We start from the raw sequence: 13,110 nt of genomic DNA on the forward strand, positions 1-13,110 counted from the left end.
TTTAGCGCGTAGTTGATAGCGACTATAAAAATAAACGTCATACTTATAAGACTGGAATCATTATGAAAAAAACGCTGTTCAGCAGCCTCTATATCCAGGTGATCATCGCCATTGCATTGGGTATTTCATTGGGTCATTTTTATCCGGACATCGGAACACAGATGAAGCCTTTCGGGGATGGCTTTATCAAACTGATTAAAATGGTGATAGCACCGGTGATTTTCTGTACTGTCGTGACAGGCATTGCCGGAATGGAGAGTATGAAAGCCGTCGGCCGGACAGGGGCGATTGCACTGCTCTATTTTGAAATTGTCAGCACCCTGGCACTGATTATCGGGCTGATTATCGTCAATATTGCCAATCCCGGTGGTGGTATGAATATTAACCCCGCCAGTCTGGATGCCTCGGCCATCGCCACCTATGCCGAACAGGCAAAGAGTCAGGGAGTCGTGCCTTTCCTCCTTGATATCATTCCAAACAGCGTTATCGGAGCCTTTGCCAGCGGTAATATTCTGCAGATCCTGATGTTCGCCATTTTATTCGGTTTTGCCCTCCATCGCCTGGGGAATACCGGCCAGTTAGTGTTCAATGTCATTGAACACTTTTCTAAGGTGATTTTCGGCATCATCAATATGATCATGCGCCTCGCGCCGATCGGTGCTTTCGGGGCAATGGCATTTACTATCGGGAAATACGGCATCGGTTCTCTGTTACAACTGGGCCAGTTGATTATCTGCTTCTACATTACCTGTATTCTGTTTGTCGTTATCGTTCTCGGGGCGATTGCCCGCTACACAGGTTTCAATATTTTTAAATTTATCAGCTACATCAAAGATGAACTGCTGATCGTGCTGGGAACGTCCTCCTCCGAATCCGTCCTGCCGCGCATGCTGGATAAAATGGAAGCGCTGGGCTGTAAGAAGTCTGTGGTAGGTCTGGTGATCCCGACGGGGTACTCGTTTAATCTCGATGGCACCTCGATTTATCTGACGATGGCGGCGGTCTTTATTGCCCAGGCGACCAACACGCATATGGATATTTTCCATCAGATAACCTTGCTGGTGATCCTGCTGTTGTCATCGAAAGGGGCTGCGGGCGTGACCGGCAGTGGTTTTATCGTTCTGGCAGCCACACTTTCTGCCGTGGGTACACTCCCGGTCGCCGGTCTGGCACTGATTCTGGGCATTGACCGTTTTATGTCTGAAGCCCGTGCTCTGACTAACCTGATTGGTAACGGCGTAGCGACAATTTTCGTGGCTAAGCGCGTGGGTGAGCTGGACGAGCAAAAAATGCATGACACCCTGAACGGTAAATAATGTCTGCACTGTTCATCCCCGGAAAAGGGGTGAACAGTGTCTCCCGGCAAGGCTTCCTGACACTCTGTCTGACATTTCCCGGGTCCCTTTCTGCCATCACCTCTGTTAAATTGGACCCCTTCCCGGGATGACGGGACTCCTTAGCTAACAGACAGGCAGACAACTGAAATGAAATTTGCAAAAAAAATCATTTTTACATTAGCCATGATGGTGATACCGGTCGCGCCGACCCTGGCAGAGACAGTGACCGACCTGCTTAACAGACAAGTCAATATTCCGGACGTGCCTCATCATATTATGCTGGCAGATGCCCGTGCGATTGAGGCCATGAGCATCATCTTTAACGGCGACCCTTCGTCCAGCATCGCTGCCTGGGATGACTCCTTAAAGAAGAAATCACCGGACATTATGACGGCGTTTGCTTCCAACTTTCCTGCTCTGAAGAAGATCCCTACGTTTGGTAACCCTTACACCACCACCTTTGACGTCGAGAATGCCGTTGCCCGGAAAACGGATCTGGTCATTTTTGATATCGGTCTGGTCAGTAAGCTAAAGGATGAAGGGGTGATGGATAAGCTTAACAGCCTGCATATCCCGTATATTTTTATCGATTTCCGGCAGAAACCGTTACAGAACAGTGCAAAAAGCATCGAGCTACTGGGTGAAGTCTTCCATCAGCAGGAAAATGCAACACGCTATCTGGATTTCTATCGTCAGAGAATGTCGCTGATTGAGAAACGCGTCGCTACCCTCAGCCCCCAACAGCGCCCGACGGTGTTTATCGAGCGTAGTGCCGGCATCCTCGGTGATTTCTGTTGCAGCACTTTCGGTCAGGGCAGCATGGGCGAATTTGTCCAGGCGGCAGGGGGAATTAACCTGGGCGGTAAGCTGTTTGACGGGATGGGCGGCGATGTCACCCTGGAAAAAATTATTACCCTCAATCCGGACTTCTATTTGCTGACCGGTGCAGACTGGCAGGGAAATCGCAAAGCATCGGCGTCAATTCCACTGGGCTACGGTCTCCCGTCCGGTGCCGCCAAAGAGAAACTGGCAGCACTGATGAACCGGACCGGATTTAACGTCCTGCAGGCAACGCAGAATCATCATGTGCTGGCCATTTACCATCAGTTCTATGATCTGCCTTCCAATGTGGTCGCGGTAGAAGCTATCGCTAAATTCCTGCATCCACAGTTATTTAAGGATATTGATCCGCAGGCAGACCTGGAAAATATTCATCAGAACTATATGGGTCTGAAGACCTCCGGAACCTTCTGGGTTTCTCAGTAAGGCAGCACCCCGTGGCTTTAGCTTCCCCGCCACGGGGTGATCCGCCAGCTACCTGTTTTATTCGTTCGTGAGATCTTCGCCGGGCCAGGGACACCTTCGGAGAGGCAGGCAGCAGATGCATCAGGCTGTTGCCGGGGGACAGGAAATCAGGGAGGAGACGCCCCCCTGCCGCCATGCGACAGGGGGATAACGCTCGAAATTACCAGGCTTTAATCACATCACCTTTATAAATTTCATTCGCTTTATCCAGAACTTCCTGAGACTGAAAAGCTTCTTTCAGTTCCTGAAGTTTCTTGTCGTTAATATTATCTTTACGTACCACCAGCACATTCAGGTAAGGCGATGCCTTCCCTTCCATAAACAGACCATCACGTGACGCAGATAACCCGGCCAGCGAGGCAAAGTTATTGTTAATCACCGACAGATAGACTTTCGGGTCATCCAGCGTACGGGCAAGCTGTGGCGTATCCACCTGCAGGATATTCAGATGTTTCGGGTTAGAGGTGATATCCAGTAACGTCGGCAATAAGCCGGCTTCCGGTTTTACCTTCAGCAGTCCCTGAGCCTGTAACAGCAGCAGGCTGCGTCCCAGAGTGGTAGCTTCATTCGACAACGTGATCGTCGCGCCATCAGGAAGCTGACTGATATTTTTAATCTTTTTAGAATAGGCTGCGATTGGGAAGATAAAGGTTTTACCTAAAATTGCGAATGGATAACCGCGCTCTTTCTCCTGCATTTTCAGATAAGGTACGCTCTGGAAGGCATTGGCATCCACATCTTTATTCAGCAGGGCTTCATTCGGCTGTACATAATCATTAAATGCAATGACCTGAACATCCAGATGATATTTCTGCTTAGCCACCTGTTTTACGGTGTCCCAGAGTTGCTGGTCCGGCCCGGTGTTAATCGCGACTTTTACGCTGTCCTGATCATTTTGCTTGCAGGCATTCAGTAATAAGGCAGACAGAACGATGGCCGACGTCAGTAATATCTTTTTCATTGGAAACTCTCCCTGTATCAGTTTACTGGCACTATAAAGGAAGTCTGGACGTCTGTACATCTAAAAATGTGCTCGTGCTTTTTAGCTCAGCCTGCTCCTCATTTCGTCCGGTGAACGACGGAGCAGGTATGGGCTGATCGCGGTCTGTGACTCAGTAAATATAAAGATTAACCGCACCGCGCTCACGCTGCAGGTAGTGGATTTGACCTTCCCCCTTTATTCAGTACCGTTGTAAAGTAGAGTTTTCGGCCTTTCTTTTCCGTCCCAAAAGAGGTCATTCGTTATGAAAAAGACACGTTATACCGAGGAACAAATCGCTTTTGCACTCAAACAGGCTGAAACCGGCACTCGCGTCGAGGAAGTCTGCAGAAAGATGGGGATTTCTGAGGCGACGTTTTACAATTGGAAAAAGAAATTTGGCGGTATGGGCGTGACAGAATTGCGCCGTCTGCGGCAACTTGAAGACGAGAATCATCGCCTCAAACGCCTGGTGGCAGATCTGAGTCTGGACAAGGAAATGTTGCAGGATGTCATCCGAAAAAAGTTCTGAGGCCGCTCCAGAAGCGTGAGGCGGTGGAATATCTGCTGGCGGCATACCGAATCGGTGTACGCAGGGGGTGCAGTCTAATGATGCAGAGTCGCACAGTGTATCATTACCGCAGTCGTCGGGATGATCGCGCGATCACACAGCGAATAAGAGAGATTGCTGAAACCCGGATCCGTTACGGCTACGAGCGTATTCATATTCTTCTGCGCCGTGAAGGTTGGTTGATTAACCGTAAGAAAACACACCGTATTTACTGCCTTGAGGGTCTCAATCTGCGCTCGAAGCGCCCTCACCGACATGTGACGGCCAGACACAGGAAAGGAAGGCCGCAGGTACTTGCTGCAGATCAGTGCTGGAGCATGGATTTCGTTGCTGATAATCTGTTCAACGGGCGTCGGATCCGGGCGCTAACTATAGTGGATAATTTTAGCCGGGAATGTCTGGCGATCGAGGTCGGACAGGGGTTACGCGGCGAGGATGTGGTGGCTGTCATGGAACGATTGAAAGGGTCACTGGGGCGAGTCCCGCAAAGGCTGCAGACGGACAATGGCAGCGAATTTATCTCGAAATCGATGGACCGGTGGGCGTATGAAAATCAGGTAACGATGGACTTCTCACGCCCCGGAAAGCCTACAGATAATGCCTTTATCGAGTCATTTAATGGAAGCCTGAGAGATGAATGTCTGAATGTCCATTGGTTCTTATCTCTGGAAGATGCTCAGAAAAAAATTGAACACTGGCGGCAGGAATATAACCATTTTCGTCCGCATTCTTCGTTAAATAACCTGACTCCGGCAGAATTTGCACGAAGTCATCAAAAAGGCCCAGATCTCTGATTTAGCCTGGTACGGAAATTGGGGAGGGGTCAAAAGGCCCAGATCTCTGATTTAGCCTGGTACGGATATTGGGAGGGAATCAGACGATTTTCCTCTTCCAGTTCTTTCAGGCGGGACATAAGGGCAGCGTCCATCCCGCCAAACGTCGAACGCCATTTATAAAAACTGGCACTGCTGATGCCATGTTCCCGGCACAATTCAGGTACCGGAGTACCCGCTTCCGCCTGCTTAAGAATGGCGATGATCTGGCTGTCAGTAAAACGTGATCGCTTCATAGGATCCCCCTGAATTCAGGTTAGTAGAGAATTCTACTTATAAACACACCGATTTTTCGGGGGGATTACCCACCTGTCGTTTCGAATAAAGATTCTGCCCCTACATCAAAACCAGTAACACTGACCTTTCCAAGCTATATTCACATCAAGCTGCAACCGATAAAAATTAATATTACTCATATGTCAAAGTAAATGTTGCGTCAGCATTAGCTGTCCCCGCTGTAACATTACTACCAGTACCAATATAATTAGCGAAAAAACTCATAGTGACATTTCCTGAGCTATCTACAGCATTAGCAGAAGATATAGTGTTCAAAGGTAACAGTTGCTTGTCACTATTTTTTATCTCTATAGCAACATTGCTTGATGTTGAGGTAGATGACAATGCCAGGTAATTACTGTTTGTACTATCACTGGTACCTGTAAAGGTTGCAGCTACAGTATTACTATTGCATCCACTTAGCGAAATTGTAAAGCCAACAGGCGTAGTGTAATCACCGGAGCTAAAATTCCTTGTACTCCATGTACCCAAAGGTACTGTCATATCTGAAGATGCAGAACTGACAGTACAACCCCATGTAATAATATTTGCAGTCCACTCCACATTCACTGAGCCTATCGTTCCTGATATCGACGGAGCTGAATATACACTCAGAGAAAAAACAAGCAGTGGACATATTTTATTTAATATTTTCATGCATTTACCTATTGAAAATCTGCCCTCAGATAACCAGTCGCAGTAGCAGTTCCAGCTGTAGGCTGGTTCCCGGTAATGCTTACTGGCCATGATGTCAAGGTCACATTAGCGCTGTCATTACTGTCCAGTGTAAAAGGTATATTGCTACTAATATCGTTTGGCGTCAGTTCAGTACCAGAAGAGTTAGCTAGGATAAACCCGACATCCGGGTTACTGGAGATAACAGCATTCCCGCTAACACTGTTAGCTTCAAGCCTGAGAGTCATTGTTGTCTGTGCTGCTATATTATTACAGGTGATACCCACATTTTTCGTTAATGTACTTGCCCCTGCGGGCTTTTTTCCTGCTCCGGCATTAGAAAATGACTGGGCACTTAAAGTACCAAAATCAAACTCTACGGTTGTACCGGCATTTATTGTGCAGGACTGTGGAACCGTCATTGTTGCATTCAAATCTAATTCAACCATCGGTGTGCCAAGTCCTAATCCGGCCCCTCCCTGATTACCGTAAAGATAGGCAACTGGCTGATTCACAATATAGCTGGCACCAACAAATTTTCTTTTTATTCTGAGTCTTAGTTGTACTTGGGAACCGGAAGTAAGATTCGCACCACAGGTACCGTTAGTGCCACAATAGTTTTGCAAGTCAGTAAACGGGACATTATGATAAGCAGCTCCTGATCTTAGGTTCTGTGTGTAAATTTGAGTCGCAACCTGTAAATAGTCATTCCCGGGAATATCGAACCAAGTAGTCCCGTCACTATCGGTCGATGCCAATGTTAAACCAGGGCCAGCAGTTCCGGTATAGTACGTGGATGCATTACCAGTGCATCCACCGGTGATTGCGTAGGATCCGGATCCACTCTGAGCATTCCAGGCTGTTGTGTAGCCTACGGTATTATTAGTAGAGTTAAAATTAGTACTAAATGTATAAATTTTAGTACCTACCGTGGTTGTGCAATGTGTTGCGTACGAAGCACATGAAAAAGTAATAACAAGTATTGTCAAAAACCATCTCAAACAAAAAAGCATATATCCTCCTAAGACTCTTATTTGCACTGTACGCTAAAGATTGAAATAGCGCTTTTCATGTCCGCAGAAGTAATATGATAATCTGCCACACATTTTGAATTTGCATCAGAGCCCCATTGAACTAATAACTGACCATCCTGGGGGAGACCGCTTAAGTAAACCTGCCCATTATCACCAACAATACCTGAGACTCCGGTTTTCTGTTCAACGACCGATGCACCAAATGGAATCATTTTATTACCGTGAGATAAATTGACTAATGCCCGCAGCCCGATTCGGGTAGCAAATTCAGCGACAACCAGCGCCCCACGAGTTGGTACTAAATTCTTAACATTATCAGAAATATCAGTCCTTGAGTTCATGGTATTTGTATCCAGCGCGATCCGGTTCATTCGGTAAACATCAGCGTACGGTATAACAGTGTAACCACGGTAGTCTGTTGCAATACCCGTTCTGTTTTCAACACTAACATCATCAGCTCCAGGGGCTTTCACCAGGATATTAGTATCTCCTAAAGATTGACTAAACGTAATTCCGTTATGATGAGCAACAACACCACCAGAAACCTGGATATTATAATCGTGATTATTTTTAGAGTAACTATATCCTGTATTAACAGTACCATAGCGCCCCTGAAGCTGTGCTCCAACGTTACCTGAGTAATCATTCAGAGTTGAATGCCCCTGCATCACGTTGTAACTTAGGTTATTATCTTTTAATAGTGTTCCACTGATACCCGTTTGCCAGGTATTATTCCCGTTTGAATTACGAGTTGCGTTACTTGTCAGGTACATTCTGTCCGCAATACTATCTCGTTTATAATGGCTTCCAAACAGAGCACTCATAGGTACGGATACATTAAGAGCGACAACGTGATCGCTGTCTGATAAACCCACAGTTTCAGTTGATGACCAGCTTAGATTATAGTTAACACTATGCCAGGAGTTCGAATAACCAAATTGATAGGTTTTATTCGCCTGGTTTGTATCCCAATAATTTTGCTCACTGAATGAACCATACATTGAACCATAGCCGCCAAGACTTTGGTTCACATTGACCTGGTAACGACCTTTTTTAGTATAGTTAAGGTTATGATAAGCCGTTGCTGTGTAAATCTGATTACCATAGACATCATCCTGTAAACCATACTGATATCCTTCAATATTTTTATAGGCTGTGTCATCAAGGGTATAAAAACCTCTCGTTGAATAGCGATATCCTAATAACTGGAAAGTAGTCCCCAGATTATTCATAGACTTTGCATATAGAAATCTTAGCGATTGTCCCTGATGCTGAGAGCCATCCATTAAGGTACTATTCGCTTGAGTTAAATCTGCAGAAACAGCACCAATCCTCCCCATATTTTTACCCACACCCGCGGTAAATGCACGGTAGTTTGAGGATAACTGTGTACCACCAAATACCGTTACACCATAGTTAAGCCCCGCAATAACGGTACCTTGGGTAAAGAAAGGATTGTCTTGCTGCTGATTACCACTACGAAAGTCACCAGCAACAACGTCGAATTTCACACGACCTTCACGTTGTAATAAGGGAACTGTAGAGTAAGGAACGATGAAGGAATGGGTAGACCCATTATTTTCTTGTACTGTAACGGTAAGGTCACCGCTCGATGACGTCGGACTTAAATCATCTAGAATAAATGGACCCGGTGATACATAAGTCTGATAAATAATATAACCATTCTGACGAATGATAATTTTGGCACGGCTATTAGCCACCCCCCTTATTGTCGGTGCAAACCCTTGTTGACTATCCGGGTACATAGAGTCATCGCTATATAGCCTTACCCCTTTGAAACCGACACTATCATAGACATCATTGTTCGTATTACTTTCGCCGATAACGAGTTCACTTTTCAGTGTACTGACAGAGCGTTCAAGATATGTATCAAGATTAGACCAGTGATTACTCTTATAACCTGAATAGTCATCATAAGACCATGAGCTATTATTTCTTAATCTCCATGGCCCGATATTAAGTCCACTACCGAGAGATAAAAAGTAGCTTTTACCTGTCGTACCGTTATCTGCTGATAAGTTATAGTTCAACAGCCCTGCAGTGACCCCATTATCCCACTCGCTTGGTGGTATATATCCTTTCGCATTATTCCTAAGCCATGCCTGGGGAAAACTGAAATTCAGACGTTGTGAAGAAAAATCATATGAGACGAAAGATGATGGTATTTTATCTTTAATATCAATGCATTGCATATTCATGGCGCTATTATTCTGGCCAGCCAATGCGACAGTATTAACTCCAAGAGATGATAATAAATCATTATCAACACAAGGAAATAAACCACCAGCCCCTCCACCTGCGTTGAATGAACCATTTTTTGAGTCAATAAAACTGACATCTTTCGAACCAATAAAATTATCATTGACATAAATGTCAACATGATAAGTCCCTGGTAACTGATTGCCTTTTTCAAATCGTGAAAGATCAGCAACTGTTGCTGCATCAGGTGATAGAAAGGCAGGGTTGAAATAACTTTCCGCCATAGCAGGCCGCATCATCACCAATAATGCACATGTAATCAAACTTAATTCAGGTCTGAAATCATTTATAGTATTATTGGTGCATTTTTTTTTATTTTTAATGATGTGCATATTAACTATCACCCTTTAATTATATTTTATTTCACTTTAGATATAATTGGCTTATCTAACGCACCATAATCATTAATAGACTCAAACTTTACATTATCTCCTGATGCAGAGAGGGTGTCTGAACTCATAGGAGCTATCATTTCATTACTAACTTTTTTCCCACCTACCGTAATATTAACCATCGTTATATAATACGGCGTTGGATTAACAACCGTGGTGCTTTCCCCTGAATGAGAAAAAATTAGTTTTGCAGGCGCTTCATGCTGCAAATAAGGAAGATCGTTAGGTCTTACAAAGAGCTTGATTCTGGATAAAATAGCTAACTGCAGGATGTTTTTTCCCGCGATATTATCCTTATCCAGCGAAGGAATTGCTTTTACATTTAGATAGAAAATTGACTCTTTATTCTTTGGTAAAGGTTTACCAACATACATAATACGCAATGTATTCTCTGTTCCCGGTTCACTCACAAATAACGGAGGAGTCGCAATAAAACTCTCATCTTTTTTTCCTTGTGAATTTTCAACCCAAGAATTGATCAAAAACCTCTGAGAGTTACTACTGTTTGATACAGGAAGTGAGGTTTGTTCTGCACCTTCAGGATAGATTACCCTTGTTGCGCCGAGTGATATTCCACCATCAGCATAAGAATATGCTGATACAGAAAGAAAACCACACAAAGCAAACAATGAAAATTTCATTTTACTCAACATATTAAAACACCACACTCAGTTTGATATACATAAAAGTGGTCATGGATAGTATACATTTACTATCATCAGATCATGAGATTTTTGGTTATCGCCATGAGAATCTTCCCTGGGACTATAAACATACAAATTCAACTTATCCTCACCATTTACGAACCTTGAAAATGGTATAGGGAAGTGTTCATTCACTGTTTCTTTGATACTGTTGAAGGGTAGTTCATTATCCACCCAATCGCGATAATTAGTAGGCGCCTTATCAAAGGCTCCCGTAGGAGACTCGAAAGAAATAACTGAGTTATTGTATAAGAAGTATGGACATAAACTAAAGCTCAGATAAAACAACTTGTAGGATTCGTTTTTCGGATTAACTAATTTCCCTGCGAAATTCGGATCAAAAAGTTTAACATACATTCCTTTGTTATAAGAATCCACCACACATGTGCTATTAACCAGAACACCACGGATATGTACGATGCCAGCTTCAAGGTCATGCCCAGTATCAGCATAAGCCAATCCAGAGACGCATAACAAAACAATCTGTATAAACTTTTTAAGCATCTTAACCCCATGTCAAAACAATAAAATATCCTCTTCCCTGAGGATTAATCAACTATCCATAGTAAAATTTATTGTTATTGATACTTAATAACGAAAGTTGCATCTGCATCAGCCTGACCTGCAGTAACAGTGGCTGATGTTGATTTGTAGCGAGCTACGAAAGGTAGAGTGTTATTACCATCAATCAGAGTCTGAGCAGTAGAAAAGGTGGAACCATTTGGAGTCAGTGGCGCTGAGGTGCTATCCAGAATCTGGATACCAACACCGGTTGCTCCGGTAGTATTAGTAGAACCACTGTTTACTGCTAACAGAGTTGAATCAGTGGTATCAGTTGTTCCACTAAATGCCACTGATGCTGTAGTTGCAACAGAAGTTGCACAATCTACCAGTTTGATGTTGAACGGAACGTTGGTAGTGGTCTGGCCTGAAGCAGTGATTGAAGCAGTTCTGTACTGACCGAGGTTAACAGTCTGATCTGCAGAATCAGTGCTTACAGCACATGCTGCGTTGATGAACTGACCTGTGAAATGAACGGTACCACCATTGACAGTCGTACTAGTGGTATCAGCAGCCTGTGCAGCAGATGCCAGTAAACCGAAGGAAGCAACAATAGACAGAGCAATAACTTTCAGTTTCATAAATATCCTTAAAGTTTAGCACATAAGCTTGGAAACATTCTTAAGATAAGAGAAGTTTGATTTCTCACGACAACAGAATATATACAGCAAATTGATATTAGGACAGAAAACGTAATTTTTCCGAAAATTACACCTATCGATCTTAAAAAAAAACAAGAAAATTCCTATTCATAAAAAAAAAACATCAGTAAGTCACTGTTTATAATGAGTTAAAAAAAAACCACCCACTGAGAAAAAAATATTGCCTGACATAAATTGAAACAAATAAGTACGATAAATGTACGGAACTAGTTAGAACCAACACAGTCGCAAGTCCGATTTTCGATAAAAAACATTGGAAGTATGGTATAAAAAAATCTGAATTTGAGTGAATGTGCAATAATAAAATAACTTATTTTATCTTATGTTTTTATCCGAGAAATGTTTGGAAATTATCCAGAGCATACGTTATAAGTAATACCATGAACTCTGTTGTAAGATTCATTTTAACGTTAGGGAAAGTGGCGGGATTAAGTGGCTTACTGGATTTACACGTGGATCCTATCAACTGGTTGTTGACCAAAACTACACTCTGCCAGAGGCGTCCTTCCCCAAATTACCCGAGGAGTAAACGACTGATAAAAATGCCAAAAACCTTTCTGAGAACCTCAAATAAAATCCAAAGAAGTGCGTAAAATCATCAAAATATCGAAACAGGACAAGAAGTATGCGGTATGGCTGGAGGTTTCAAATGCACCTGTCGGCTTCTGTTACCAGTAGCCTCCTAACAGGCGCATCGTATAATCTGACATTCGCACTTTGAATGACTTACGATACGCATGCAGGCTCGCCGGATAACATGGGAGCAGCAAATGCTTTATATATTCTTGTATATTTATCGTGTTCCTATCTATCATGTTATTAGTATACCGACTGATAATCCTGACCGTAATCCCAGCGCTCCTGCCAATGCAGCAGATACGTGCGGGCCAGCGACGGAAGATTACGGATAACCACGACATTTTCAGAATTGCGTCGTTCGGCACTGGCCGTGTAGTTAAATGAGCCTGTCTCGACTGTCTGCCCATCGACAATAATGACTTTGTCATGCTGTATCGGGTAATGGTGATCGGTTCTCAGAGGGATACCACTGTTCACAATGAAATTCATTGCAGCAATACTGGATTTGCTTCGGTTCCCTCGCTCATCGACCACAATTTTCACATCCACCCCTCGCTTTCTGGCATCGGCCAGGGCCCGCATAATGTCCGGCGCAGTAAAGGAGTAGGAAAGCACACGAATACTGCTACGGGCTGAGGAAATAGTCTCCAGCACCAGTGCCCGGGCGCTTCCCTCCGGCGAAAAACCGACATCCACAGAAGATTCTGCAGCGGCGGCAGAAAAGATTACGGAGCTGCACAAGATCCCCGCAATACATAAAATCATTTTTCTCATCAGTTATCTCTGGTTCCTTCATTATTCAGAGCCGGCTATCTCTTCCCCGGGCCACTCATCCAGCCAGCCGTTGTCCCCGTAATATTATTGCGTGGCGGGTCGCAAAAAACGTCACCCTATCATTTGCTGAGACAATAAAAAATCCGCC

At 44.1% G+C, this 13,110-nt stretch carries 11 protein-coding genes and 1 pseudogene; 3 read left to right on the forward strand and 9 right to left on the reverse strand.

Annotation, left to right across the window (positions count from 1 at the left end; translation table 11 throughout):
* The first annotated feature begins 62 nt into the window (after positions 1-62).
* Both CG67_RS03520 and CG67_RS03525 read left to right on the forward strand, forming a co-directional pair.
* Entirely contained in the window at positions 63-1,316 is a 1,254-nt protein-coding gene (locus CG67_RS03520; protein ID WP_025901608.1) for a dicarboxylate/amino acid:cation symporter, read from the forward strand.
* 168 nt (positions 1,317-1,484) lie between these two features.
* Positions 1,485-2,603 (forward strand): ABC transporter substrate-binding protein, encoded by a 1,119-nt coding sequence (locus tag CG67_RS03525; RefSeq protein WP_025901609.1) that lies wholly within the window; start codon positions 1,485-1,487, stop codon positions 2,601-2,603.
* 199 nt (positions 2,604-2,802) lie between these two features.
* Here CG67_RS03525 and CG67_RS03530 read toward each other — a convergent pair whose 3' ends face one another.
* Complete coding sequence (locus CG67_RS03530) at positions 2,803-3,603, reverse strand: MetQ/NlpA family ABC transporter substrate-binding protein (protein WP_025901610.1); 801 nt, start codon at positions 3,601-3,603, stop codon at positions 2,803-2,805.
* 283 nt (positions 3,604-3,886) lie between these two features.
* Between CG67_RS03530 and CG67_RS03540 the strand changes: the two genes are divergently transcribed.
* Positions 3,887-4,986, forward strand: a protein-coding gene (locus CG67_RS03540; RefSeq protein WP_111678582.1) for an IS3 family transposase whose coding sequence is annotated in 2 segments (ribosomal slippage) — positions 3,887-4,148 and positions 4,148-4,986 — 1,101 coding nt in all. Because the reading frame shifts where the segments join, the coding sequence is not laid out codon by codon here.
* A 41-nt stretch (positions 4,987-5,027) separates the two neighbouring features.
* Here the strand turns inward: CG67_RS03540 and CG67_RS03545 are convergent.
* The 8 genes and pseudogenes from CG67_RS03545 to CG67_RS03575 all read right to left on the reverse strand — a co-directional run.
* Positions 5,028-5,261, reverse strand: a pseudogene (locus CG67_RS03545) (transposase); the annotation flags it as partial.
* A gap of 172 nt (positions 5,262-5,433) precedes the next feature.
* Positions 5,434-5,958: a fimbrial protein gene (locus tag CG67_RS17310; RefSeq protein WP_074011109.1), complete on the reverse strand. Its 525-nt coding sequence runs from the start codon at positions 5,956-5,958 to the stop codon at positions 5,434-5,436.
* Positions 5,959-5,966: 8 nt separating this feature from the next.
* The gene (locus CG67_RS03550) at positions 5,967-6,734 is read right to left on the reverse strand and encodes a fimbrial protein (protein WP_025901614.1); all 768 of its coding nucleotides are present in this window, start codon (positions 6,732-6,734) and stop codon (positions 5,967-5,969) included.
* 272 nt (positions 6,735-7,006) lie between these two features.
* Positions 7,007-9,622, reverse strand: coding sequence for an outer membrane usher protein FimD (gene fimD, locus CG67_RS03555; RefSeq protein WP_025901615.1), 2,616 nt, complete (start codon positions 9,620-9,622; stop codon positions 7,007-7,009).
* Between the two features lie 26 nt (positions 9,623-9,648).
* Positions 9,649-10,335, reverse strand: a complete 687-nt coding sequence (locus CG67_RS03560; RefSeq protein WP_025901616.1) for a fimbria/pilus periplasmic chaperone — start codon at positions 10,333-10,335, stop codon at positions 9,649-9,651.
* Between the two features lie 39 nt (positions 10,336-10,374).
* On the reverse strand, positions 10,375-10,890 hold the full coding sequence (locus CG67_RS03565; protein ID WP_025901617.1) for a hypothetical protein: 516 nt from the start codon (positions 10,888-10,890) through the stop codon (positions 10,375-10,377).
* Between the two features lie 74 nt (positions 10,891-10,964).
* Complete coding sequence (gene fimA, locus CG67_RS03570; RefSeq protein WP_025901618.1) at positions 10,965-11,528, reverse strand: type 1 fimbrial major subunit FimA; 564 nt, start codon at positions 11,526-11,528, stop codon at positions 10,965-10,967.
* Positions 11,529-12,428: 900 nt separating this feature from the next.
* The gene (locus CG67_RS03575) at positions 12,429-12,953 is read right to left on the reverse strand and encodes a phospholipase D family protein (RefSeq protein ID WP_371190664.1); all 525 of its coding nucleotides are present in this window, start codon (positions 12,951-12,953) and stop codon (positions 12,429-12,431) included.
* Positions 12,954-13,110: the final 157 nt, after the last annotated feature.

It is taken from the genome of Tatumella sp. UCD-D_suzukii (assembly GCF_000611875.2).
Classification (GTDB): domain Bacteria; phylum Pseudomonadota; class Gammaproteobacteria; order Enterobacterales; family Enterobacteriaceae; genus Tatumella; species Tatumella ptyseos.

Bases quoted from the DNA above. Each gene is read 5' to 3' on its own strand.
- CG67_RS03520 (WP_025901608.1), top strand. From the start codon at position 63: ATGAAAAAAACGCTGTTCAGCAGCCTCTATATCCAGGTGATCATCGCC.
- CG67_RS03525 (WP_025901609.1), top strand. From the start codon at position 1,485: ATGAAATTTGCAAAAAAAATCATTTTTACATTAGCCATGATGGTGATA.
- CG67_RS03530 (WP_025901610.1), bottom strand. From the start codon at position 3,603: ATGAAAAAGATATTACTGACGTCGGCCATCGTTCTGTCTGCCTTATTA.
- CG67_RS17310 (WP_074011109.1), bottom strand. From the start codon at position 5,958: ATGAAAATATTAAATAAAATATGTCCACTGCTTGTTTTTTCTCTGAGT.
- fimD (WP_025901615.1), bottom strand. From the start codon at position 9,622: ATGCACATCATTAAAAATAAAAAAAAATGCACCAATAATACTATAAAT.
- CG67_RS03560 (WP_025901616.1), bottom strand. From the start codon at position 10,335: ATGTTGAGTAAAATGAAATTTTCATTGTTTGCTTTGTGTGGTTTTCTT.
- CG67_RS03565 (WP_025901617.1), bottom strand. From the start codon at position 10,890: ATGCTTAAAAAGTTTATACAGATTGTTTTGTTATGCGTCTCTGGATTG.
- fimA (WP_025901618.1), bottom strand. From the start codon at position 11,528: ATGAAACTGAAAGTTATTGCTCTGTCTATTGTTGCTTCCTTCGGTTTA.
- CG67_RS03575 (WP_371190664.1), bottom strand. From the start codon at position 12,953: ATGATTTTATGTATTGCGGGGATCTTGTGCAGCTCCGTAATCTTTTCT.